25 protein-coding genes are annotated in these 24,042 nt (G+C 65.3%); 10 read left to right on the top strand and 15 right to left on the bottom strand.

What is annotated here, in order from left to right:
• Positions 1-148 precede the first annotated feature (148 nt).
• The 5 genes from N6C22_RS13070 to N6C22_RS13050 form a co-directional block, all read right to left on the bottom strand.
• Complete coding sequence (locus N6C22_RS13070) at positions 149-1,159, bottom strand: hypothetical protein (RefSeq protein WP_261651554.1); 1,011 nt, start codon at positions 1,157-1,159, stop codon at positions 149-151.
• 512 nt (positions 1,160-1,671) lie between these two features.
• Positions 1,672-1,986, bottom strand: coding sequence for a chorismate mutase (locus tag N6C22_RS13065; protein WP_369684412.1), 315 nt, complete (start codon positions 1,984-1,986; stop codon positions 1,672-1,674).
• Positions 1,944-2,801 (bottom strand): shikimate kinase, encoded by an 858-nt coding sequence (locus N6C22_RS13060; RefSeq protein ID WP_261651553.1) that lies wholly within the window; start codon positions 2,799-2,801, stop codon positions 1,944-1,946. The genes N6C22_RS13065 and N6C22_RS13060 overlap by 43 nt, the downstream gene beginning before the upstream one ends.
• Before the next feature lie 88 nt (positions 2,802-2,889).
• Positions 2,890-3,870, bottom strand: coding sequence for an NAD-dependent epimerase/dehydratase family protein (locus N6C22_RS13055; RefSeq protein ID WP_261651552.1), 981 nt, complete (start codon positions 3,868-3,870; stop codon positions 2,890-2,892).
• Between the two features lie 48 nt (positions 3,871-3,918).
• Entirely contained in the window at positions 3,919-4,854 is a 936-nt protein-coding gene (locus tag N6C22_RS13050; protein WP_261651551.1) for a DNA-3-methyladenine glycosylase, read from the bottom strand.
• A gap of 132 nt (positions 4,855-4,986) precedes the next feature.
• Here N6C22_RS13050 and N6C22_RS13045 point away from each other — a divergent pair, with 132 nt between their 5' ends.
• Positions 4,987-5,472, top strand: a complete 486-nt coding sequence (locus N6C22_RS13045; protein WP_261651550.1) for a DUF555 domain-containing protein — start codon at positions 4,987-4,989, stop codon at positions 5,470-5,472.
• Between the two features lie 83 nt (positions 5,473-5,555).
• On the opposite strand, the gene N6C22_RS13040 is transcribed toward N6C22_RS13045, so the two are convergent.
• Positions 5,556-5,795: a UPF0058 family protein gene (locus N6C22_RS13040; RefSeq protein ID WP_261651549.1), complete on the bottom strand. Its 240-nt coding sequence runs from the start codon at positions 5,793-5,795 to the stop codon at positions 5,556-5,558.
• 201 nt (positions 5,796-5,996) lie between these two features.
• On the opposite strand from N6C22_RS13040, the gene N6C22_RS13035 reads away from it, so the two are divergent.
• Positions 5,997-6,404, top strand: a complete 408-nt coding sequence (locus N6C22_RS13035; protein WP_261651548.1) for a translation initiation factor IF-2 subunit beta — start codon at positions 5,997-5,999, stop codon at positions 6,402-6,404.
• 4 nt (positions 6,405-6,408) lie between these two features.
• On the opposite strand, the gene N6C22_RS13030 is transcribed toward N6C22_RS13035, so the two are convergent.
• The 6 genes from N6C22_RS13030 to N6C22_RS13005 form a co-directional block, all read right to left on the bottom strand.
• Positions 6,409-6,588 carry a hypothetical protein gene (locus N6C22_RS13030; RefSeq protein ID WP_261651547.1) on the bottom strand — a complete coding sequence of 60 codons (180 nt, stop codon included), beginning with the start codon at positions 6,586-6,588 and terminating at the stop codon, positions 6,409-6,411.
• Between the two features lie 87 nt (positions 6,589-6,675).
• On the bottom strand, positions 6,676-7,641 hold the full coding sequence (locus N6C22_RS13025) for a transcription initiation factor IIB family protein (RefSeq protein ID WP_261651546.1): 966 nt from the start codon (positions 7,639-7,641) through the stop codon (positions 6,676-6,678).
• A 232-nt stretch (positions 7,642-7,873) separates the two neighbouring features.
• Complete coding sequence (locus tag N6C22_RS13020) at positions 7,874-9,913, bottom strand: hypothetical protein (RefSeq protein WP_261651545.1); 2,040 nt, start codon at positions 9,911-9,913, stop codon at positions 7,874-7,876.
• 203 nt (positions 9,914-10,116) lie between these two features.
• Entirely contained in the window at positions 10,117-10,428 is a 312-nt protein-coding gene (locus tag N6C22_RS13015; RefSeq protein WP_261651544.1) for a hypothetical protein, read from the bottom strand.
• Between the two features lie 55 nt (positions 10,429-10,483).
• The gene (locus tag N6C22_RS13010; RefSeq protein ID WP_261651543.1) at positions 10,484-10,759 is read right to left on the bottom strand and encodes a winged helix-turn-helix domain-containing protein; all 276 of its coding nucleotides are present in this window, start codon (positions 10,757-10,759) and stop codon (positions 10,484-10,486) included.
• 98 nt (positions 10,760-10,857) lie between these two features.
• The gene (locus tag N6C22_RS13005) at positions 10,858-11,142 is read right to left on the bottom strand and encodes a DUF357 domain-containing protein (protein WP_261651542.1); all 285 of its coding nucleotides are present in this window, start codon (positions 11,140-11,142) and stop codon (positions 10,858-10,860) included.
• Between the two features lie 122 nt (positions 11,143-11,264).
• On the opposite strand from N6C22_RS13005, the gene N6C22_RS13000 reads away from it, so the two are divergent.
• The 5 genes from N6C22_RS13000 to N6C22_RS12980 all read left to right on the top strand — a co-directional run bounded on the left by N6C22_RS13000 (position 11,265) and on the right by N6C22_RS12980 (position 17,065).
• Positions 11,265-12,575 carry a TIGR00341 family protein gene (locus N6C22_RS13000; protein ID WP_261651541.1) on the top strand — a complete coding sequence of 437 codons (1,311 nt, stop codon included), beginning with the start codon at positions 11,265-11,267 and terminating at the stop codon, positions 12,573-12,575.
• Between the two features lie 269 nt (positions 12,576-12,844).
• Positions 12,845-14,167: a thioredoxin-disulfide reductase gene (trxB, locus tag N6C22_RS12995; protein ID WP_261651540.1), complete on the top strand. Its 1,323-nt coding sequence runs from the start codon at positions 12,845-12,847 to the stop codon at positions 14,165-14,167.
• Between the two features lie 120 nt (positions 14,168-14,287).
• Entirely contained in the window at positions 14,288-15,727 is a 1,440-nt protein-coding gene (locus tag N6C22_RS21205; protein ID WP_261651539.1) for an ATP-binding protein, read from the top strand.
• A 74-nt stretch (positions 15,728-15,801) separates the two neighbouring features.
• Positions 15,802-16,089: a hypothetical protein gene (locus N6C22_RS12985; RefSeq protein ID WP_261651538.1), complete on the top strand. Its 288-nt coding sequence runs from the start codon at positions 15,802-15,804 to the stop codon at positions 16,087-16,089.
• Between the two features lie 79 nt (positions 16,090-16,168).
• The gene (locus N6C22_RS12980; RefSeq protein ID WP_261651537.1) at positions 16,169-17,065 is read left to right on the top strand and encodes a nucleotidyltransferase domain-containing protein; all 897 of its coding nucleotides are present in this window, start codon (positions 16,169-16,171) and stop codon (positions 17,063-17,065) included.
• A gap of 17 nt (positions 17,066-17,082) precedes the next feature.
• On the opposite strand, the gene N6C22_RS12975 is transcribed toward N6C22_RS12980, so the two are convergent.
• Together N6C22_RS12975 and N6C22_RS12970 are read right to left on the bottom strand one after the other, a co-directional pair.
• Complete coding sequence (locus N6C22_RS12975; RefSeq protein ID WP_261651536.1) at positions 17,083-17,292, bottom strand: hypothetical protein; 210 nt, start codon at positions 17,290-17,292, stop codon at positions 17,083-17,085.
• 99 nt (positions 17,293-17,391) lie between these two features.
• Positions 17,392-18,054 carry a 2,5-diamino-6-(ribosylamino)-4(3H)-pyrimidinone 5'-phosphate reductase gene (locus N6C22_RS12970; protein ID WP_261651535.1) on the bottom strand — a complete coding sequence of 221 codons (663 nt, stop codon included), beginning with the start codon at positions 18,052-18,054 and terminating at the stop codon, positions 17,392-17,394.
• Positions 18,055-18,415: 361 nt separating this feature from the next.
• Here N6C22_RS12970 and N6C22_RS12965 point away from each other — a divergent pair, with 361 nt between their 5' ends.
• Genes N6C22_RS12965 through N6C22_RS12955 form a run of 3 tightly spaced genes read left to right on the top strand, consistent with a single transcriptional unit; the run spans position 18,416 to position 22,346 of the window.
• Positions 18,416-19,690, top strand: a complete 1,275-nt coding sequence (locus N6C22_RS12965; RefSeq protein WP_261651534.1) for a Single-stranded DNA binding protein — start codon at positions 18,416-18,418, stop codon at positions 19,688-19,690.
• Positions 19,687-21,603: a hypothetical protein gene (locus tag N6C22_RS12960; protein WP_261651533.1), complete on the top strand. Its 1,917-nt coding sequence runs from the start codon at positions 19,687-19,689 to the stop codon at positions 21,601-21,603. Before N6C22_RS12965 ends, N6C22_RS12960 begins: the two co-directional genes overlap by 4 nt.
• Positions 21,603-22,346 (top strand): metallophosphoesterase, encoded by a 744-nt coding sequence (locus N6C22_RS12955; RefSeq protein WP_261651532.1) that lies wholly within the window; start codon positions 21,603-21,605, stop codon positions 22,344-22,346. Before N6C22_RS12960 ends, N6C22_RS12955 begins: the two co-directional genes overlap by 1 nt.
• Here N6C22_RS12955 and N6C22_RS12950 read toward each other — a convergent pair.
• A complete protein-coding gene (locus N6C22_RS12950) occupies positions 22,334-23,983 on the bottom strand; it encodes a hypothetical protein (protein WP_261651531.1) in 1,650 nt (549 codons plus the stop codon). The two genes, N6C22_RS12955 and N6C22_RS12950, sit on opposite strands and share 13 nt — an antisense overlap.
• Between the last annotated feature and the right edge of the window lie 59 nt (positions 23,984-24,042).

Here is a 24,042-nt window from a genome sequence, read left to right as displayed (position 1 = left end):
CCGATGTTCCTGACAATCGCACATGATTTCGTCTGTAACGTGCTAAATATAGGGCTCGAGTGCAGTATCAGACTGCTTTTTTAGGAGAGGTTGAATCAGCAGGACAAAGAAACAATGTGTCACAACTGCTTGAAACCTCCTCCACTCCTTAGGTCGTTTCGCTAATCCGCAGAACTGCACCTTTAACTAAGTCGTATAGTTCCTTACTGTCGATTACCCTAATATCGTCGCTCCAGCCTGTGAATTGAGCTCGGTCAGTTAGGTCAGTATCGACTGTTATTACGAAGAAAGCCGTTATGTCGCAAATATTGGCTTGGGATTCACATAACTCTATATCAATCTCATCAATCGTTTGGTTAAGGAATATTTTCACGCGAATTTGGCGGCCCTCCTTTTGGGCTGTGACGTCGTGATAGAGATCTAGTTCTCCGACCTCGGACGTTTCATACCCCAGAACTGATAGGAGTTCAGCAACAAATTGTTGAAGGACTCTGTCGTCGGAATGCTCATACAGATATCTGGGCCACTTCGAGTATGAGTCGTACGCCTCGTGATTGAATAGCCGTGCCAACTCAGGATATGATCCCACTGCGCTGGATGGAATTGACCGCGTGGTCGTTGAGGAGGATGCAGTATTTTGTTCGTTATCGTCTGCCTTTGGATTCTGAGACTGGTCAGTAGTCGGGGAGGAGATACCACGGTACTCTATTGTCACCGCATCCAGACCAGACAAGACATTAGTGACTCCACTATCCTCAGTCGTTGCGATGACTTTGTTATTTTGGAGAGACACTGTTCCACTACGCGGCCTGTCCCGAGGAAGTTTGTGAGGTGGTGTGGAATCTGGTGTTTTGGTCACAGTGAGCCTTGCAATCGGCTTTCCCTGAACCCCAGTGTGGCGCCGCTCTTTTAATCGATCCCACGCTGCTTTTGCTACTGGATGAGGGAACCCAGTGAAATACGACTTCCACCCATTGAATATGACCAGATTACCGTTCGGCGATTCAGTTGCAACTAACCGGTGCTTATCAACAATATGTAACTTATATCCGTCTCGACCCCCTTTATGTAGAACGAAATAGTTATTCGCCCGACTTACAGCACTGGCATTCGGCACCCGATTTTTCTTCTTATCAAAATCATCACCGGTCTCAAACATCTAATATCCATATTTTGGGTGAGGTCTCATAACTCCTTATCGGCCAATCGCTTTCTCCGATAGCACACTGTAACACTCAACTGACAAACTAGAAATCAAACATAGCATCGGTGTTTAGTTCCAAAAAGTAATTAAACCAGATACTTCCAAATATCAGAGTCAGCTATACGGCATTAATCCCCTGTATTCAGCAGCCAATTCCTGATAAGTTCGGTTCAGAACACTGGATGAAGCGACAGACCGAGACCTCTGATTCAACCGAATCAGCACCTCTCTAGCTGCCCGTGGTCTTACCCGAGACGGGCTGTGTATACAGCAACGGTTGATAGTCCTACTCGGGAACTGTCAAGAGCGACGTGCGAGAGACGGTTACTGCACAAGTTCATGAGATTCAGGATGCAATTAAGGATAGTGGCGGGGATTCCGTAGGGACCTTTCAGTGGCTAACGCTACCCCTTTGCATATAAACTGTATTTAAATGGGGTTCTGAATAACACGCCAAGTCCACGCCGTCACTTGATTTCCCTATTATGTCTTTGTTCCACCTTGTTCAACTCGATGAGCAGCCGGAAGATGGCCTTCACGAGGTTCGCCTCGACCTCGAAGCGCTCGGCGTTCTCACCCGCGCGGTCCATCACCGCCTGCTCCTGGGCTTCGTCGGTGGTCGGCAGGCCCTGTTCCTCCTTGACCTGCGCGATGGTGTCGGCGACGTACGTCCGTCTCGCGATGAGTTCGACGATGTCGCGGTCTATCTCCTCGATCTCCTCACGGAGTTCGTCGAGGTTCATGTCGTCTGGCAGCCGTTGGGTCGTGTCGTCGTGAGCCATGTTTCTCCGTCTCGTTCGTTCCAGGTGTCTGCGAGCGATTCGAGCGTGTCGCGGTCGCCCACCGCGACGTAGCTGGGGCCGGTACCCGACAGGGAGACGCCGTCCACGTCGGGCAGGGCCTCGAGCATCGGGTCGGTCGGGAAGCCGAGCGCGCCACAGAACGCGAAGCCGTTGACCGTCATCGCCTCGCCGTAGCGCCCGTCGAGGGCGAGTTCGGCGACGAGGTCGGCCATCGGCGCGATTCGCTTGCAGCGGTCCACGTCGGCGTCGGCGCTGAAGGCCTGCTGGTCGGGCCACCAGACCAGCACGTCCCAGTCGACCTCTTCGCGGGCGAGCAGTTCGTCCTGCGTGTTGTCGGTGACGGTGACGCCGCCGAGCATGCTGGCGCTGGCGTCGTCGAACGCGCCGGTGACCGTGACGCCGGTGTCGCGGGCGGCCTGCACGCCAACGCGACAGGCGTCGGTCGGGTCCGGGTCCACGCCGAGCGCGTCGCAGGTGGCCACGACGGTGGCGTTGGCGGCGGCGCTCGACGATTTGAGCCCGGCAGCCATCGGCACCTCGCTCTCCGTGGTGACCTGTGCGCCGGTCGTCTCGTCGTCGCCCCAGCGCTCGACCGCGAGTTCGGCGCAGCGCTCGATGAGGCGGGTGTCCGCGTCGGCGGCCTCCGCGACCTCGCCGCGGAAGGTCCCCGAATCGTCGAGCGTCACCTCGGCGGTCGTCTCGAGGTCTATCGCGAAGGCGCAGCCTCGTCCGTTCGCGAGCGCGTTGAGCACCGTGCCCGCGGCGGGGGCAGTGGCGCGGCCGTGACCGTCCATGTCACTCCGGACTACGGTCGAGAACTTGGGGGTTGCGGTGGATGCGAATTCGGCCAGTGCCTGATGGGGCCGCAGCGGGGGTGTCGAATCACTCCAGCCCGAGCTGCGCCTGTTCGTGCTCCAGGACCTCCCTGAGGCCGTCCTGGAAGGGTCGGTGCTGCAGTCCGAGTTCGCGCTTGGCCTTCGCGTTGTCGCCCAGGTACGTCGCGCCGCCGAGCACGCGCAGGGCTTCGGAACTGTAGGTCTCGGGGAGCGAGACGAACCGTTCCGCGACGCCCGCCAGCATCGCCATCCCCCGGAACCAGCGCGGCGAGATGGCCCGCGGGGCCTCCTTGCCGACGATGTTGCTCGCGATCGCCATGGCCTCGACCAGCGTGTAGGGCTCGCCCGCGATGATGTAGTCCTCGCCTGGCTCTCCCTCTTCCATCGCGGCGACGTGGGCGTCCACGACGTCGTCGACGTGCGACCAGCAGTAGGCGGTCTCGCGGGGGATGACGGGGAGGTCGCCCTGCAGCCAGTCGACCCAGAGGTCACGCATCTGGCTGGTGTCCCCGGGGCCGTAGATGACGCCCGGCATCACGGTCACGATGGGGACGCCATCGTCGGCCATCGGGTCGGCGACCTCGTAGTGTGCGCGCCACTTCGTCTCGTCGTAGATGGAGAGGTGCTCGCCCTCGAATCGGTAGTCCTCGTCCACGCGCACGCCGTGGGTGTCGGAGTTGACGGCGAGCGTGCTGGTGTACACGGCCTTCGGGATGTCGAGTTTGTCGACGAGTTCGAGGACGTTCCGGGTGCCCTCGACGTTGACCTGCTCGGCCAGTTCGGGGTCGTCGACGCCGAGACGGTACCACGCGGCGAGGTGGAACACGCCGTCGGTGCCCGCCATCGCCTCGCGCATGCTCGACCCGTCGGTGATGTCGCCGGCGACGAGTTCGACGCCGTACTCCTCGAGGTCGGTCGCCTTCCCGGGTGACCGGACGAGCGCCGTCACCTCGTGGCCGTCGTCGACCAGCCGTCGGGCGAGTCTGCCCCCGACGAACCCGGTCGCACCGGTGAGAAAATAGTGCATACCGGGTCGTCTGCTGCCTGCCACATCAAGCTTTCACTCGTCGCGCGCTCAGTCCTCGCGCGTTCTGAGCAGGTGGAACACGTACGTCTGGACGTAGCCGGCGTACTCGCCGCCGAAGGTCTCGCGAAGTGCGCGGGAGGTCTCGGCGTAGTTGCCCCGGTCGCACTCGGGGTAGTAGTCAGACACCACGGTCTGCATCCAGGTGTCGAGCGGGATGGCCTCGAGGTAGCCCAGCGAGAACAGGAGGATGCAGTCGGCCACCTTGTCGCCGACCCCGACGAACGTCGTCATGGCGTCGCGTGCGGCCTCGTACTCCATGTCGAAGAAGTCGGCGGGGTGGGCCTCGCCCGAGGCGACCATCTCGGCGGTCCGCTGGACGTAGGGCGCGCGGTAGCCGAGACCGAGGTCGCGGAGGTCCTGCTCGGTGGTCGCGGCGAGCTGCTCCGGGCGGGGGAACGCGTGGTACGTTCGGCCGTCGAATTCGACCTCGTCGCCGTAGGCGCGCGCGAGCGAGGAGACCATCTCGTGGATGCGCTCGACGCGCATCTGGGCCGAACAGATGAACGAGACGAGACAGCCAAAGGGCGGGTCACGCACGAGCCGGAGCCCGCGATGGGCGTCGTAGGCCTCGTGCACGAGGTCGCGGTCGGGTGCATCGGCGATGATGCGGTCGAGGTCGTCGTCGAGGCGCAGGAGGTGTGTCACGAGGTCGTGCGCGTCACAGGAGGCCTCCCACTCGACGGCCTCGTCGGTCACGCGGACGCGGACCACGGTCGGTTCCGCTTCGTCGTCGGGAACCGGTGTCACGTCGTGGTCCTTCTCGTCCAGGTCGAGCACGGTGTAGTACCAGGGCGAGCCCTCGTCGTCGCCCTCGTACATCCGGCCGTCCTCGCGTCGCCAGAGGTAGGACTGGCCGCTTTCGAGCGTCACGTGTGCGTCGAACCCGCCGGAGAGCGTAGACAGCGATATCGTCCCGGATTCCATCACCGGGTCGTTGGCGTGTGGACGTTTCTGGGTTTCGGGTCGCCCTCGTCGGGATGCGGCCGGCGGCGATGACCGTCGGCACCGTGTCAGGGCCAACCTTGATACTACTCGGCTGGGAATGAAAGAACGATTATGAACTGCAGAGTGGTCGTCGAGGCTGCAGTGCCGGTTTACGACGTGGAAACAGAGGACGAGGCGATTCGCATCGCCATCTCGAAGACGGGAGAGATGCTGAATCCCGACCTCAACTACGTCGAGATCAACATGGGCTCGCGCACCTCACCCGGGGGTGAGGAGCTTCCGCCCGCCTTCATCGCGGCCGACGAAGCACTCGTGGCACTCGAACTGGAGATGACCGTGTTCAACGTCGAGCGCGAGGAACACGCCTCCCGCATCGCGCGCAAGGAGATCGGACAGCGACTGACGAACATCCCGCTGGAGGTTCTGGAAGTCGAGGTCATCGAAGAAGACGACGACGAGGACGACGAGGCCGAAGCCGAGTCAGCGGAGCTCGAGAGCGAAGCAGAGGTGAGCAGCACGGATGGCGGCGAGGTCGCCGAGCAGGAGCCGGACGAGGACGACGACGTGCTCCCCGAGTTCGAAGACCTCATCGAATAAGCTGTCGCGCGCGGGCGAGTCCGGTCGGTATCGACGGTTCTTTCCGGGATGGTAATTGGCTGCGTAGAACTGAGTCTGCGGTTTCAGTCTGCGGAGACGGCGACGGTCTCTTCGGTCTGCTCCTCGTGCATGTCCGAAGTGATTCCGGTCGCCAGCGCAAAGACTGCTGCTTTGTGGTCGGTTTTCGATTTGTGGATGGAAGTTGGGCGAATCCCCAGGGATTCGTATTCGTCCAGAGAGAGGTCGTCCTCTGTCCGTGTGTCGTAGTGATTGCTTACCTCTGCGAGCAGGCCGTGAAGGTGAATGAGCTCCTGCTTCTTCATAACCAAAATGGTCTACTGGTTCAAGGGTTATATTATTATCCTGAGTCGCGTTAACACGGCGCGTCAGTAGATTGACGTTCTCAATGGGTAGAGAACCGGAAAAATACATGTTTTCCGTTGAATTAAGCAATCTCACCCCAGTCAGAATCGAGGTGGCTGGAGTATCAAGATATTTTACTCGCTCAGGCCGAACTATCTCGCATGGGCTACGAAGACCACCTGGATCGCGCAATCGAGGAGTCCTCGGACGTCGAGTCCACAGGTGACCGCTTCGAGGTCCCCGACCCGACGGTCCGTCAGGAGGGGAAGATGAGCGTCTACGAGAACTTCGCAGACACCGTCGACGTGCTCAACCGCGAGGCCGGTCACGTCATGAAGTTCCTCCAGAACGAGCTGGGAACCAGCGGCCACATCGACGAGAGCGGACGGGCCCGGCTCACGGGCTCGTTCAAGGAGTCCCGGGTCGCCGACGCGCTGGACGCGTACGTCGCCGGGTACGTCACGTGTAGCGAGTGCGGCTCACCCGACACGCATCTGCAGGAACGACAGGGGACGACCGTGCTGAAATGCGACGCCTGCGGGGCACTGTCGTCGGTCAACCAGGGCTGAACTGCTACTTGAGCTGTTTGAGCGCGTCGAGGTCGTGTTCTGTACGCATGAACTCGGCCGTGCGCCGCGTCGCGTGGCAGTTCGGACAACTGAAGTTCTTCCGCGGTCCGGGCAACGAGCCGGGTGCTGACTCCCAGTCTTTCCGGCATTCCGGACACAGGAGGCGGACGTAGGTTTCCACCATGGGGAGAAGTAACACGGGAGGGTGTGAAAAACTTTGTCGCGGTATCCGGTACCGTCGGTCAGTCGGCCATCATCGACGAAAGACCGTTCAGAGGGTCGTGAGCGACGCGTCCGAGGCGTCTAGCAGCTCCTTGTACCGGTTCCGGATGGTAACCTCGGAGATGTTCGCCACGTCCGAGACCTGGTTCTGCGTGACCTTCTCGTTCGTCAGCAGGGCGGCCGCGTACACGGCGGCTGCCGCGAGGCCGACCGGCGACTTCCCGGAGTGGATGCCAGCCTGGCGCGCGTTCTCCAGCAGGAGGCGCGCGCGGCGCTCGGACTCGTCCGAGAGGCCGAGTTCGCTCGCGAACCGGGGCACGTAGTTCTCGGGGTCGGCGGGCTTGATCTCGAGTTTGAGCTCGCGGACGATGTAGCGGTACGTCCGGGTCAGCTCCATCTTGTCGACGCGGCTGACCATCGCCATCTCGTCGAGCGACCGGGGCGTGCCGGCCTGGCGCGCGGACGCGTACAGGGCGGCGGTAGCGACGCCCTCGATGGAGCGGCCCGGGAGCAGGTCCTCGTTGAGTGCGCGACGGTAGATGACCGAGGCGGTCTCGCGGACGTTGGCCGGGAGGCCGAGCGAGGACGCCATCCGGTCGATCTCGCCGAGTGCCTGCTTCAGGTTGCGCTCTTTCGAGTCGCGGGTGCGGAAGCGCTCGTTCCAGGTGCGGAGGCGCTGCATCTTCTGGCGCTGGCGTGCGGTCAGGGCCCGTCCGTAGGCGTCTTTGTCCTGCCAGCCGATGTTGGTCGAGAGCCCGTCGTCGTGCATCATCTTCGTCGTCGGAGCACCGACGCGCGACTTCTCGTCCTTCTCTTTCGAGTCGAACGCGCGCCATTCGGGCCCGTGGTCGATGTTCACCTCCTCGACCACGAGACCGCATTCGCCACAGACGATCTCACCGTGTTCGCTGTCCTGCACCAGTGCACCACTGCACTCGGGGCAGACGGTCCGCTCTTCCTGCTGGAGTCGCTTCTCTGCCTCGCCAGTGTTGGTCCGGGTTGTTGTATCGCTCATGATATGTATCCCTCGTGATGGCCGCGGATAGGAGCCTGAATGGGTGGAAAAAATTCACGCCCAGACGGGAACCCGTCCTCACCCTAAGTAAGACCGCAAAGTACTTAAATCTATTGGTGGGTTTAAATACTCATGAGTTCAAAGCTTATCATGCCATCGGTAATCGAAAAAAGGTTGATATCACTTTCGACCACGCAAAGAATATAACCCTAACGGGTACTGGGGAATCGCGTCAGCTCGCGCGGCGGACCCCCAGTGCCAGCGTGCCGACCAGTGCCAGTGCCACGGCGACGATGCCGAAGCCGGGCGAGCCGCCACTGCTGGCCTCACCGGAACCGGAGTCGTCGTCCATCATCGTCGTGGACTCGTCCATCCCGGTGGTTTGCTCGTCCATCGCGGTCGTGGTCGTCGTCTCCGTCATCGTCTCGCCCGTGACGGTGACGGATGCCCCGGAGACGACCGCACCCTTCGCTACGTACGGCCCGTCGTTCGCCCCGTCACTCTCGACGAAGGTGTACGTCTGGTCGCCGTTCGAGTCCCTGTGCGCCATCGCGATGAGCGTCGAGTCCTCCTGGACCGGCGCGTCGAGCGTGATCTCGACGTCCTCGTGCGTGCCGGGTGCGAGGTACTCCGACGTGCCACGGACGCTGTCGAAGACGGCACCCTCGCTCAGGCTCCCGTCGTGGATGGTGACGAAGCCACCGTTGGAGAGGGTGACGGAGTCGACGACGACCGTCTCACCCATCGTCTCCTGGGCCTGGAACGTCACGGTCGCGCCGACCTGGGCGCGGGCCGTGTCGACCACGGCACCGCCGTCGTAGACGTAGGGGCCGTCAGCGCCGCCCTCGTCCTCGACGAACGAGTACGTCTGGTCGTCGTTGCTGTCCATGTGGGCCATCGGGACGAGCGTCTGCGTGGAGCGCAGCGTGCTGTCGAGCGTGATGGTGACGTTCTCGTGGTGGCCCGCTTCGAGGTAGTCGGACGTGCCGACGACGCTGTCGAGGGTCGCTCCCGCGAACAGCGAGCTGTCGTGGACCGTCACGAAGCCGCCCTCGGCGAGGTCGACGTCCTGCACGACGACCGTGTGCCCGTCGGAGGGCTGGTCGGCCATCGCAACGCTCGCGGAGATGGTGACGTTCCCGGCGTCGACCACGGCACCGCCGTCAGCGGTGTACGGGCCGTCGTCGCTGCCCTCGCTGTCGACGAAGTCGTACGTCATGTCACCGTCCGTGTCCATGTGCGGCATCGCGACGAGCGAGCCGTCCTCGGTCATCGGCTTCTCGAGGACGACCTCGACGTTCTCGTGGTAGCCCGGTGCCAGGTATTCGGAGGTGCCGCGGACGCTGTCGAACACGTCGCCCTCGCTCAGGCTGCTGTCGTGGATCGTCACGAAGCCGCCCTCGGGGAGGAAGACGGAGTCGACCACGACGCGGTGGCCGCCGGAGGCCTGGGCGTCGAAGGTCGCGGTCGCCTCGTCGGAGAGCGTCACGGCGGCCGTGTCGACGACCGCGCTGCCGTCAGCGGTGTAGGGACCGTCGTTCTCGCCCTCGGAGGTGTCGAAGGTGTAGGTCTGGTCATCGTCGGTGTCCATGTGGGCCATCGGGACCAGCGTCGTGTTCTCGGTCAGGGGCTTCTCGAGCGTGATGCGCACGTTCTCGTGCACGCCAGCACTGAGGTACTGGGAGGTGCCGCGGATGCTCTCGAAGACGGCACCCTCGGTGACGGTCGCGTCGTGGACCGTCACGAAGCCGCCCTCCGAGAGCTCGACGCGGTCGACGACGACCGTGTCGTCAGCGACCGGGCCGTCGGCCATCGAGACCGTCGCGGAGACCGTCACGTCGGCGGACTGCATCACGATGTCACCGCCGGCCGTGTACGGGCCGTCGGTCGAGCCACCGTCGGCGACGAAGGAGTAGCTCTGGTCACCGTTCGTGTCCTTGTGTGCCATCGCGAACAGCGTGGCATCCTCGGAGAGCGTGTCGTCGAGGTGGATGGTGACGTTCTGGTGCGTGCCCGCTTCGAGGTACTGTGAGGTACCGCGGACGCTCTCCAGCGTCTTGCCGTCACCCAGCGTCGCGTCGTGGATGGTGACGAAGCCACCCTCGGGCAGGGTCACCTCGTCGACCACGACCGTGGAACCACCGGAGGTCTGTCCAGTGAACTGTACTGCCGCATCTGCCGCGTTCGTGCCTTGGCCAGCAGCCGCCACGCCCGCCAGCCCGGTGCTGACGAGCATCGCGACGACCACCAGCGTGGTGATGCGTTTCCGCATACTCCGACCGTCGAACAGGGTATTAAAACCGATTTGCCGAACTGCGGCCCCAAGCTCACCCAATTCTCACCACAGTCTCACCGCCATCACTCGTTTTTGGTGGTGTACCCAGGTATAACTAGAATCAGGGAGGAACAGCGAATACGTATAAAAGGGTGGGTCGCGGAGAACGGCGCGATTCGGGGTGCCGCGTGGTGGACCGGTCAGTCCCAGCTGACCCAGGCCAGAAAGCCGAGTCCGAACGTCTGCATCACGTGGAGCAGCATCTGGGCCTGCCACACCGGGCGCGGGACCATGCTGTCGGTGTGCCACCACGCCGACAGCGTCGGGTCCAGCTGGTAGTAGTAGAGCACCAGCAGGTTCTCCGCGAGGAGGAACGCCGAGAAGATCAACAGCCCCATCGTGTGCTTCGACCGGAACTTCAGGAAGTTCCGGCCCCACACGTACCCGAGGGCGAGCAACAGCGCGACGTTAGCCACGGTCGCGGCCTTCGCCAGGGTGACCCAGATGCTCATCTATTCCTCCGTTTGCCGCAACCGTGGTTATACTCTTTCCCAATTTCGGCCATACTCACTCCACCTTTGCCATGATGTCCTCGACGGTGTCCCAGTGGTGGCGGGCCTGGTCGGTCGGCAGGTAGATGGCCCCGTAGTCGTCACCGCTGTCTTTCACGATGTCGTTGTCACTGAGCACGTCGAGGTGATGTCGAACCGTCTTGTAGTCGAGGTCGAGGTCCTCCGCGAGTTGGTTGGCGTTCCGCGGTCGTTCGTCGAGGGCACGCAGGATTCGGACACGGTTCTCACCACCGCGCGTCCCGGTCAACACGTACCACAGGACCGCCTCCATCGTCTACCTCCCACTCACCCCCCTTACGTAATACCATCGCCAACGGGCGGCGAGATTCGCGGAGAGCGGTGCCGAAACTGCAGATTCTCGTGACCGGTTCACACGGTGAACAGGTGGCCCTCTCGCGGCACTTCGAACAGGCCGATTCTCGCGCCCGCGTCCAGCCAGGCGTGGCCGTACGAGAACGCCGCCAGGGCGTTCACCCAGTCGTCATGCTCGCGGAAGTGCTCGCCGTCGTCGAGGTAGGACTGCGCCATCTCCAGGCACTCCAGGGCGGCCTGACCCATCGGCGTGTCCGTCTGCGGCGCGACCTCTGCCACGTCGAGGGCCTCTTCGAGGAGGTCGTGGTACCGGTTCGTCTTCTCGTGCAGGTCCGCGGCCATGCCCGAGTCGAGGGCAGGTTGCAGTGTAAGCCCTTCGTCGTCGACGTGTGGGAAAGCCCACCGGTCACCCGCAAGAGGACTTGGCTACATCGTTAACGGGTGTCCCCGGCAATCCCCGGGAAATGCGACTGGTCCGGGTCCTGGCGAGAGACGAACGGGTGGACGACCTCGTCGAAGTGTTGCAGGACGAGGACGTGGATTACGTCATCACCTCCGAGGCGCGGGAGGACGACGACGCCGTCTTGATCGAGTTCCCCATCCCGATTCAGGCGGTCGATTACGTCCTCGACCGGCTGCGCGATGCGGGGCTGGACGACGAGCGCTACACCGTCATCTCGACGGCCGAGACGGCGAAGACCAGCCACTACGACGAACTGGAGGACCGGTTCGTCGCGGGCGTCGAGGAGGACGATACGGTCGCCAGCGAGGAGATACGCGGGAAGGCCCTCGGGATGCACCGCAATGCACTCACCTACTACTCGATGACCGGCCTGAGCGCCATCGTGGCGGCCGTGGGGCTGTTGCTCGATTCGCCGGCCATCGTCGTCGGGGCGATGGTCATCGCGCCACAGGTCGGTCGCGCCCTCATCACCAGCGTCGGCATGGCACTCGGCGACCGACAGATGCTGAAACTCGGTGTCCGGACCCAGCTGGCGGGCTACGCCGCCGCCATCGTCGGGGCGACCGTCCTCGGGGTCACGATACGGTACGGCCAGCTCTTGCCCGTGAGTCTGCACGTCTCCGGAATCGGGCAGGTGGCCAAGCGCATCTCGCCGGGCTTGCTCTCGTTCGTGGTCGCGGTCTGTTCGGGTGCGGCCGGCGCGTTCGGCCTCGCGACCGCGCTCCCCGTCTCGCTCGTCGGTGTGATGATCGCCGCGGCGCTCATCCCGGCCGCCGCCGCGGTCGGTATCGGGCTCGCCTGGGGTGCGCCGTCGGTCGCCATCGGCGCGTTCGTCCTCCTCGTGGCGAACGCGGTGGCCGTGAACCTCTCCGGTTTCGCGGTGTTGTGGTACCTGGGTTACCGGCCCGACGGCTGGGACGGGCTGTCGGGCCGTCGGTCTGCCCGCGAGTACTGGCCGACGTTCGTGACGCTCGTGGCCCTCCTCCTCGTCGTGACTGCGGCTGGAACGGTTCTCACGGGCAAGGCGGCGTTCGACACGCAGACCAACGACGCCGTCTCCGAGACCCTCGACCGGTCCGAGTACGAGGCGCTCGAACTGGTCGCGGTCCAGACCGAGATGACCGGGTTCGACCACGGGCCGACCGACGGGGCACGGGGCGTGACGGTGGTGGTCAACAGACCGGCCGACGAGCAGTTCCCCGACCTCGCATCGACCATCGAAGCCGCGGTCGAACGACAGACGGGGACCGACGTGACCGTCTCCGTCGAGTTCCAGGAGGTCCAGTCGTCGGGGCGTGACGGCCGAGACTGATACGTCTCGCAGTGTGAGGGATTCACCAGTAGACAGGGTACTGGCAGTACCCCGGACAGTTCGTCCATCCCGGTCAGGGGACTTGCCTGCTCTGCGTGGGTGGGTGTTCCAGCGACACTTCGACGTCGTCCGTCAGACGCCAGGTGACCTTTCGAAACCACTGTCAGCACCACAGCCCACCCAGTATTGCCATGTTAACACAAGACAGGTGGGCGCAAGCGATGCAGAACAACGCAACTATAAAAGCCGTACAGGCGGTAGGAAGAGGCATGACAGACTCGCCGCACGTGGAGATATACACGAAGGAGAACTGCCCGTACTGCGACAAGGCGAAGGACCTCTTCGACGAGAAAGGCGTCGAGTACGTCACGTACAACGTGACGGGAGACGACGAGCTGTTCGAGGAGATGGTCGAGCGCGCAGACGGGCGAAAGACCGCCCCCGAGGTGTTCATCGACGACGAGCTCATCGGTGGCTGGGACGACACCAGCGCCCTCAACGAGACCGGCGAGCTCGACGAGAAGCTCGGGCTGGCCCGTCCCGACGGCGGCGACGTGACCGAGCACCGCAAGATGATCATCGCGGGAACCGGCATCGCCGGCCTGACGGCAGCCATCTACGCGGCTCGCTCGAACAACGAGCCCCTCGTCATCGAGGGCGACGAGCCCGGTGGCCAGCTCACCCTGACGACGGACGTGGAGAACTACCCCGGCTTCCCCGAGGGCATCTCCGGGCCGGAGCTCATCAACAACATGAAAGAGCAGGCCAAGAAGTTCGGTGCCGACACGAAGAACGGCATCATCACGGACGTCGACGCCTCCTCGCGCCCGTTCCGCGTCGAGCTCAAGGACGGCTCCGTCTACACCGCGGACTCGTTCATCGCGGCCTCCGGCGCGTCCGCCCGCACACTCGACATCCCCGGACAGGACGAGCTGATGGGCTACGGGCTCTCCACGTGTGCGACCTGTGACGGCGCGTTCTTCCGCGACGAGGACATGCTCGTCGTCGGTGGCGGTGACGCCGCCATGGAGGAGGCCTCCTTCCTCACCAAGTTCGCGAACAAGGTGTACATCGCCCACCGTCGCGACGAGTTCCGTGCCGAGGACGTCTGGATCGACCGTGTGATGGACAAGGTCGACGCCGGCGAGATCGAGGTCCTCTGGAACACCGAGGTCACCGAACTCCACGGCTCCCAGGAGGAGGGCGTCGACCACGTGACGCTGGTCGAGCACCCCGAAGGCCACCCGACGGCCAAGCTCGACGACCCCGAGACCGAGGAGTCCGAACTGGACGTCGGTGCCGTGTTCTACGCCATCGGCCACACGCCGAACACCGAGTACCTCGAAGGCACGGGCGTCGAGATGGACGAGGATGGCTACCTGAAGACGAAGGGCGGCTTCGGTGGCGGCCAGACCGAGACCCACGTCGAGGGAATCTTCGGCGCTGGCGACGTCGTCGACTACCACTACCAGCAGGCGGTCACCGCAGCCGGCATGGGTTGTAAGGCCGCACTCGACGCCGACGAGTACCTCGAAAGCCAGGCGGCGGCCGCCGCGAAGGGTGCCGAATCCGCCGCGGAAGCCGACGACTAGCCCGAACGGGCCTGAATACTCCACTAGCTGTTTTTTACGGGTTCCTGTGGTTTGTCCCCCTATAGCATGGGTGTCGCCGACGCGAGAACGCGTCCGAGGGTAGACGAATGCGCCGTTGGGGTGGCGGCGCTCGACCCGGAGGGCCGGTTCGTCTTCGCCAACGGGACCTACGGCGGGATGTACGGCTACGACGACCCGGTCGCGTTGCTCGACGAGCACTGGACCGACTGCCTCCCGACCGTCGAGCACGGAGTCGTCCGAGAGGGAATCGAAGCGGTCGGCCGGACGGGGCGCTGGTTCGGGCGGACGCGCGTGCAGTCGGGAGACGACACTGGCAGGGGCGACGGCGACACCGACGAGCCGACCGGGAGACGACTGACCATCGTGCGCGCGACGAGCGGGGAGACCATCCTCGTCGTTCGCAGTGGCAGGGGCCCACTCGCCTACGAGGACCAACTCGCCGCGCTATCCGAGGCGACGCGCGACCTGTTCGCGGTCGAGGACCCCCGCGTCATCGCCAAGACGACGGTGAACGTGGCACAGAACGTCTTCGACCAGTCGTTCGTGGCGGTCTGGCACCAGGAGGGTGACAGCGGGCCGTTGCGACCGCTCGCCGGGAGCGACGCCGTGCGGGTCCTCACCGGCCACGAATCGCTGACGCTTCCGGAGATACAGGACGGAACGTTCGAGATGGCCGTCTTCGAGCGCAACGAGCGCGTCCTCGTCGAGGAGTTCGAGTCGACACCGGACCGGGCCCATCCGGACCTGCCGCTCTCGGTGGTCTTGCTGGTGCCACTCGGTGACCAGGGCTTGCTCATGGCGGGGATACCCCACGCTGGCCAGTTCGGCGACCCGACCGTCGAGTTACTCACCATCCTCGGGCGGAACGCCGGTGCCGCCTTCGAACAGGCGGCACAGCGCCGGGAGCTCCGGGAGCGGAACGAACGCCTCGACGAGTTCACCAGCATCGTGAGCCACGACCTGCGGAGCCCGCTGTCGGTCATCATGGCGAACGCCGACCTGGCACAGGAGACCGGTGACCTGTCGTTCCTCGACGACGTCACGGCGGCCGCGACCCGGATGGACCGGCTCATCGACGAATTGCTGACGCTCTCCAGGCAGGGGCGGGACATCGGCTCGGCCGAACCGGTGTCGCTCGGGACCGTTGCCCACCTCGCGTGGAGCTCTATCGCTGCCCCCGACGCGACCGTCTCCGTCACCGGAACCTGCACGGTGGAGGCGGACCCCGAACGCCTGCAGACCGTCCTCGAGAACCTGTTCCGGAACGCCATCGACCACGGTCGCGACGACGTGACCATCACGGTCGGGGTCGAGGGTGACTGCTTCTTCGTGGCCGACGACGGTCCCGGGATACCGCCGGACCGGCGAGACACCGTCTTCGAGCGCGGATACACGACCGACGGCGACGGGACAGGGTTCGGCCTCGCCATCGTCGAACGGATCGCCGAGGCCCACGGCTGGCGCATCGACGTCACCGAGAGCGACTCGGGTGGGGCACGGTTCGAGTTCCACGGTGCCTGCGACGACGAGACCGACTGACTGCGGGCACGCTCGTGCGCCGGGCAGGCACGGAACCCACAGAGGCTTTACGTCCCAGGGACGACTGCTGCGGTATGGCAGACGACATCGAGACGGTCACGTTCAGCATCGAGTCCGAGGACGACAGCGACGAGGTCACACTCCCGAAGGACCTGCTCTCGCTCCTCGCCGAGGGCGACCAGAGCCCCGCCGAGGTCGTCGGCGACATCGCGATGCTCTCGTTCGCCTCCCGCGCCCACCACATCGCCCACCACGGCGAGGAGGACAGCGAGGAGCTCGACGCCGTCGAGCAGTCCGCGATGGACCTCTTCGAGGAGCGCTTCGGCGTCAGCTTCGGTGAGGCGACCGGCCACCAGCACTAGCCGACAGGACTGCACCAGACACAGCACTGCAAACACGACCCACACAGACCCAAGTACCGGGTCCCCGCAGTTTCTTCGTATGCCGACCGACCCGCCCAGTCTCGTGACCGCCCTCGACGCCCTCGAAGCGAGCCACGGCTGTACCGTCCTCGCGGTGCGCGACGTGGGGAGCCGAGCCTGGGGACTCGACAGCGAGAACAGCGACTACGACGTGGCGGTCCTCTTCCGGCAGCCACTCGTGAGATACGCGACGCTCGACGAGTACGTCCCGAGCATCGAGACCGACCACGGCCCCGACCTCGAGCTGACCGGCTGGAACGTCAGGCGGTTCGCCGAGTTGCTCGTCGATTCGAACCCGTCGGTCCTCGAATTCCTGCACTCGCCCCTGCGATACCGCGAGCACGACGCGCTTGCCAGTCTGGAAGCCGACGTGGCCGGCGACTTCGAGCCGATCCGGCTCTACCACCACTACCGGTCGCTCGCCGAGCGCCAGTACCGCAAGTACCTCGAACGCCGGGTGCTGGAGAACGGCGAGCCAGCGCTTGTCGTCACCGACGAGACCGAGACGCATTGGGTCGGTGAGCCGGTCGAGCCCGGGAACCCGTCGACACTGCCCAAGGACGAGGACCGCTACACCGAAGGGTCGTGTGACCAGACGGTCGCGCGGAACCTGTACGTCATCCGGGCGGTCCTCTCCGCCCGGCACGTCCGTGACACCCACACGTTCCCGGACCTGCACTTCCCGTCGTTCCTCGACGAGTGCGAGGCGTCCGGACAGGTCGACGACTCGGTGCTCGACCGGGCGCGCGACCTCGTGGCGCGAAAGCGGGCTGGCGAGGGCGACGCAGTGGTCGGGCAGGTGTTCACACCCGAGGAGGTCGCTCTCCCGGAACAGATTCCGCCGGAAGAACACGCCGTGGGTGGGATAGCCACGGCTCGCGTCAATCGGTTCGTCGAAGAAACGTTCGGGATGTGAGTGTCGGCGACCGGTGGTCAGTCGTCGTCGTCGGCTCGAACCTCCGCTTCGGTTTCGAGTTCGACGTCGATGTCGATGACCTCCTCCTCCTCTTCCGCTTCGATGCGCGGCGGTTCTTCCGAGACCTCGCCCGTCTGCACCTTCTTCGCGTACTCCAGGTCTTCTTCGATGATCTGGGATTCCTTGCCGAGGTGCTTACGTTCTCGTCCGCGCTTCGTGTCTCCCATGACAATCGGTACCTAGGACCACTGTCGTCTTAACTGGTTCGGCGGTTCCTCGCCAGTTTCTGATAGACGGACCTGACAGAGAGAAGGGGTGGCCCGGGGTCAGGGGACCTGCCACTCGAGCAACACGCCGTCGTCGACGCGCTCGACACCGGTCAACTCCAGTTCGGGAAAACCGGCCGTGAAGCCGTCACCGTCTGCCAGTGTCGGGGCGTCGCGCCCACCGACGACCATCGAACCGACGTAGACCGTCAGTTCGTCCACGAGCGCGTCTGCGAAGAGGGAGTAGATGAGTTCGCCGCCGCCTTCGACCATCAGGCGCTCGACGCCCCGGGATTCGAGTGCTGCGAGGGCAGCCGCGAGGTCGACCCGGTCCTCGCCCGCGACGACGACTTCTGCACCTGCGTCCTCCAGGGCGGCGACTCGGTCGTCAGGGGCCGCCTCACTCACGCAGATGTACGTCGTCGCGGTGTCGTCGAGGATTCGGGCGTCGGGTGGTGTGCGAGCGCTCGAGTCCGCCACGACTCGTGCCGGGTGCGGGCTGCGCCCCGTCGATTCGCGCTTCGCGATGCGCTCCGCGTCGTCCAGCGTCAACGATGGGTCGTCGGCCAGCACCGTTCCGACACCGACCATCACGCCGTCGTTCTGCGCCCGAATGTGGTCGACGCGCTCGAAGTCCTGCGGGCCGCTGATGCGTAACTGCTCCCGTGTGCGCGAGGCGAGCTTGCCGTCGGCGCTCATCGCCGCGTTGACGTGGACGTACATGGTTCGGTGTTCGGTGGGAGGGAGAAACTGGTTTCGGTGCGGTGGGTTCGAGAGGTTGATTCCGGGATGAGTGCGTTCGGTTCCCGTCCGGGATTCGCGATTGGTCCCTGTGACGCCGAGCAGCTAGCTCGCGCTGGTGGCACTGGGACCGCCACCGCCCCGCACCACACCCTCCCCAGCCGACTTCCTCCACTCCGCTTCGTTTCACTTCGCTTCGTTCCGGTCGTCCCTCGCGCGCTTTCGGCTCGCGGTCTCGCTTCGCTCTACACGCTCGCCAGCGCGCGCCAGAGTGATTTCCGACCCTCGCGTCGCGCCCACACGCCCACGAATCCTTTTAAACGATGCCGCCGAACGCACTGCCATGAGTCTCGACGACCGCGCCGAGGAGCTCGCCTCCGACCTCGGTGTTGACAAAGAGGAGGTCAAATCCGACCTTGAGAACCTGGTGTCGTACAGCGTCCCGATGGACGAAGCCGTCCAGAGCCTTCGCCGGAAGTACGGCGACGACTCGGGCGGCGGCAGTTCCGCGCCATCCGAGAAGACCATCGGGGACGTGACGCCCGAGGACAGCAGCGTGAGCGTCACGGGCCGCATCCTGACGGTGGGCAAGCGCTCCATCCAGACGCAGGGCGAACAGCAGGTCATCTTCGAGGGCGAACTCGCCGACGAGACGGGCAAGCTCTCCTACACCGCCTGGACCGACTTCGGCCTCTCGGCCGGGGACACCATCCAGGTCGGCAACGCCGGGGTGCGAGAGTGGGACGGCCGACCCGAGCTCAACCTCGGCGAGAGCACGTCGCTCTCGTTCCTTGATGAGGCACTGGAAGTCCCCTACGACATCGGCGGGGAAGCCAGCCTCCGCGACCTGAAATCGGGCGACCGCGGCGTCACCGTCGAGGTCGCCGTCGAGGAGGTCGAACGCCGGACCATCGACGGCCGGAACGGCGAGACCGACATCCTCAGCGGCGTGTTCGGCGACGAATCCGGTCGCCTCCCATTCACGTGCTGGGAGCCGGACCCCGCCATCGAGAACGGCGGGACGGTCCGCATCGAGAACGCCTACGTCCGCGAGTATCGCGGCGTCCCGGAGGTGAACGTCTCCGAGTTCTCGACCGTGACGGGCCTCGACCACGACGTCGAGGTCGGCTCCGCGGCCAGCGAGATGTCCATCGCCGAGGCGGTCGCCTCCGGCGGCATCTACGACGTCGCGCTGGTTGGGAACATCATCGCCGTCAGGGAGGGCTCCGGCCTCATCGAGCGCTGCCCCGAGTGCAACCGCGTCGTCCAGAACGGCCAGTGTCGCGCCCACGGGAACGTCGACGGCGACGACGACCTGCGCGTGAAGGCGATTCTCGACGACGGGACCGGGACCGCGACGGTGGTCCTCGACCGCGACATCACCGAGGTGGTGTACGACGGGACCCTCGAGGACGCGAAAGACCAGGCCCGCGAGGCCATGGACAAGGAGGTCGTCGCGGACAGTATCCGTGACGCCATCGTCGGCCCCGAGTTCCGGGTCCGCGGACACTTCTCGGTCGACGACTACGGCGCGAACCTCGACGCGACCGAGTTCGGCCGCACGGAGGACGACCCGGCCGACCGTGCGAAGGCCCTCCTTCAGGAGGTGGAAGCATGAGTGGCATCCAGCGCCGCGAGGTGGCCTTCCGCCTCTTCGCGAGCGAGTTCGACGACGCGACCCTCTCGCACCAGGAATCGGACGAGGAGCGCGCCCCGAACTACGTCATCACGCCCTCGGGGGCCCGCGTCAACCGGCTGTTCGTCGTGGGCGTCCTGACCGAGGTCGAATCCGTCAACGAGGAGGTCCTGCGGGGCCGCATCGTCGACCCGACGGGCGCGTTCGTCGTCTACGCCGGGCAGTACCAGCCCGACGAGATGGCCGCGCTCGAACAGGCACAGCCGCCGCAGTTCGTCGCCGTGACTGGCAAGGCGCGTACCTTCTCGCCGGACGACTCCGACCGCGTCTACACCTCCATCCGGCCGGAGAGCATCAACGTGGTCGACGCGGAGACCCGGGACCGCTGGGTCGTCGGCACCGCCGAACAGACACTCCAGCGCGTCGCGACCTACGCCGAGGCTGCCGCGATGGACGAACACGGCGAGGCGCTGACGGCCGCGCTCGAAGCCGAGGGCGTCCCGGCCGGGCTCGCCAACGGCATCCCGCTCGCGATGCAGCACTACGAGACCACGCCGGCGTACCTCGATGGGCTCCGACAGACCGCCATCGAGGCGGCCCGTGTCGTCTCGGGCGACCAGGACGAGGTCTCCGGGAACGCCCTGTCGCCCGGCGACGCCGGCGACGGAACCGTCACCTGGGGCGACCTGCGTGACACCGAGCGTGCCGCATTCGGCATGATGCCGGGCTCGCCCGCCTCGACCGTGGAACAGCCCGAGGTGGCCGAATCCGACACCGAGGCGGAAGCGACCGAGACGACCGAGGACGAGGCGGAGCCGGCCACCACCGAATCCGAGACGGCGACCGAGGCCGCAGTCGAGTCGACGCCCGACGCGTCGGCAGCGAGCGAGGCCGAACCCGAGCCCGCCGCGACCGACGAGGACGCGGGGGTAGCCGACACCGGCGAAGAGGCCGAGGTCGAAGCCGAAACGGCCGTCGCCGACGATACCGGGGCAGAGCCGGAACCGGAACCGGCTGCCACGGACGAACCGGAACCGGCTGCCACGGACGAACCGGAACCGGCCGCCACTGACGAACCGGAACCGGCCGCCAGCGAAGAGCCGGAACCGGCCGCCACTGACGAACCGGAACCGGCTGCCACGGACGAACCGGAACCGGCCGCCACTGACGAACCGGAACCGGCCGCCAGCGAAGAGCCGGAACCGGCCGCCACTGACGAACCGGAACCGGCCGCCACTGACGAACCAGAACCCGTCACCAGCGACGAACCCGAACCCGAGCCGTCCACCGGCCTCGAAACGGAAGACGACGACATCGGTGACTTCGAGCCCGGCAACCTCGGTGGCGAGGTAGACGCGGCCGACGAACCGGAACCAGAACCGGCCGCCGAGGAGACCGCGGCTGCGAGTGCCACGCCGGAGGGCATGTACCAGATGGACGACGAGGAACGCGAGGAGATCGAAGAGGAGTTCGGCGCGGAGTTCAGTTCCGGCACCGACGTGCCGGAACCGGGCGAATCCGGCATCGAGACCCCGGAACCGGAGCCGGAGGCTGAAGCCGAGGCGGACGAACCTGCCCCAGCCGGGGACGACGAACCCGCTGGATCGACCGACGAACCGGTCGAGGCGGAGGTCGCTGCCGACGAGCCTGAACCGGATGCTGCCGACGACGCCGACGACGGCGACGAACCCGCCGAGGACGTCGACCTCGACGACTACGTCATGGACGTGATGAAGGAGCTCGACGACGGCGACGGTGCGGACCGCGCAGAACTCGTCTCGCAGGTCGTCTCGGACACCGGGTCGGCCGAGGCCGATGTCGAGGACGCCATCCAGAACGCCCTCATCGGGGGGCAGTGCTACGAGCCCGACGACGACACGCTCAAGCCGATCTGATGGCCGCGGTCGAACCGATACCGAACAGCCCGGCCGCCGTGGTCGAGACGGGTGAGGAACGGCTCCTCGTCGTCGCTGACCTCCACGCCGGCATCGAAGACGCGCTCCGTTTCGAGCGCGGTGTTCACGTCCGGAGCCACGCGTCCGACCGCCGCGAGCAGGTACTGGACCTCGCGGCCCGGACCGACCCCGACCGGTTCGTCGTCCTGGGCGACATCATGCACTCCATCGGGGGCCCGGGCGGCGCAGAACGGGGCGAGATAGAGGTCTTGCTGGAGGAACTCGGCCTCCCGACGACCGTGGTCAAGGGGAACCACGACGGCGACATCGAGTCGTGGATCGACTCGACCGTCACCGACGGGAGTGGCGTCCGACTCGGCGACGTGGGGTTCACCCACGGGCACACCTGGCCGTCGGCCGAGGTCCTCGGCGCTGACGTGGTCTGCATGGGGCACGAACACCCCTGCGTCCGGTTGACCGACGAGGTCGGTGGCCGACGAATCGAACGGGTGTGGCTTCGCGGTGGGCTCGCCCGGGAGCCGTTCGAGAATCGAGACAAGGCGCTCGTCGCGGACTGGCAGGAGCCAGGGCTCGTCGTGTTCCCGGCGTTCAACGACCTCTGTGGTGGTACGTGGGTCAACACGAAGAACGACTTTCTCGCCCCGTTCCTCCCGGAAGGCCTCCGGAACGGGCAGGCGTACCTGCTCGATGGAACCCGGCTGGGCGCGTATCAGCGCGTCTGACGACCGGTCTCTGGCGTCTGTCCCGCTCGCGCTGCTTCCAGTTGTTTCTCCAGCTCCGCGATTCGGTCGGTGAGCCGCGATATCTCCTCCTGGAGTACCTCGATGTCCTCGGCCGGTTCGTCGGGATGGCCTGGAGGGGCCTCTCCGTTCAGGTCTTCGGTGAACGGTTCGAACGTGGACCCCCACGCAGGCGGCCCTTCGGTCGGTTCGGAGTTGGTCTGGGCTGGCTCGCTGGCGGCGGCCCGCCCGCCATCGCCAGGTTCGGCCGTGCTCTCGTCCACCCAGACCATCCCATCGGCCTCGTTCGTCGGAGCCGTGGCTCCATCTGCCGCGGGAGCCGCCACTGCTGCGTCGCCGTCGGTCGCGCCCGCGGATTCACCAGCGGTTGCCGCTTCCACGGCGGTGTCGTCCTCGTGGCCGACGACCGCCCCGGCCTCTGCGACCACCGGTTCGTCTCTCTGGTCGTCGTCCGATACTTGCTCGTCGTCCGGCACTCGCCCTTCGTCCGCCACTTGCTCGTCGTCGGACTCGACGGACGCGACCAGGTCGTCGATGCTCATCTCGTCGTCTCCCTTGCCCAACCCGGGGAAGGAGATAGCGTCGAGCTCTGCTTCGAGTTCCGCGGCGTCGACGGGGTCGAACTCGGACTGCATCGCCTCGAACTCGGCGCTGGTGTCCGGTTCGGCCGACCCATCCTCGTCAGGGGCCGGGAGCGGCTGGGGTGCGTCCGACTCGAACAGTGGCGACACCAGCACGTCGGAGACCTGCGGCCGGTCGGCGAGCGCCGAGACGATTCGGTCGGTCGGATGGTCGGTCCTGACCACGGCCTCGACGATGTCGACGTTGCCCTCGCCGGCGAGCCGACGGCCGCGGATGTCGAACGCGTTCGCCAGTTCCTGGACGACCACGACGGCCCCACCGCCGTGGTACGTGTCGGTCGTCTCGACGCGGACGAGGTGGTCGCCCGGCCCGCCCGACCCGTCGGCGAGGTCCTCGACGTCGTCGGCCGTCGGCAGGTCCAGTTCGCCCGCGCCGGTACGGTGGACCGGGTGGGGCCACTCGGTGGTCCCGTGGTCGACCTGTACCTCGGTTCCGGACGACGACTCGTCGGTCCCTGTCTCCGGCTGTGCCGGGCTCACGGGTGTCGCCAGCGACGCCTCCACGTCGTCGAGGACGCGGGTGAACCGGTCGGCGCGGGTGAACCCGGCGTCGACGCTGCGGACGTCGGTCTCGACGCCGACCGGGCGCAGCGACGGTGCGTTCGGGTCCGACGTGACCCGGAGGTACGGGTCCGTGAGGAACCGGTACACGTGTTCGGGTCGCTGCAGCCACACCATGTAGAGCGTGACCACGGTCTCGCCGGGCGGTACCGACCCGGTGTAGACCAGCCGCCCGTCCTCGAAGGCGGTCCAGTTCACGCCGTCGTGGTCGGTGTGGACGGCGACGTGGTCGAAGGACACGCCTTCCGGGAGTTGTTCGGTCAACCGGACGCCCACGGGTGCCTCACGCGCCGACTCGAAGACGAACTTGATGGCCGGCAGCGGTAACGTTTCCAGATCGAGCCCCTTTCGCACCGTTACGCCGTCCCTGGCGGCGTCGATGGTGTATCCCCCATACCATCCACCGGATACACTCATTTCGTATTTGAGAGAGCGAGACACGAGGAGATAGTCGCTTTGCTCAACTCGCCAACTGG

The sequence above is a fragment of the Haloarchaeobius sp. HME9146 genome (assembly GCF_025399835.1).
Lineage (GTDB): Archaea > Halobacteriota > Halobacteria > Halobacteriales > Natrialbaceae > Haloarchaeobius.
Note: the sequence above shows the minus strand (reverse complement) of the source record. Positions and strands in the feature narration are given on the sequence as shown.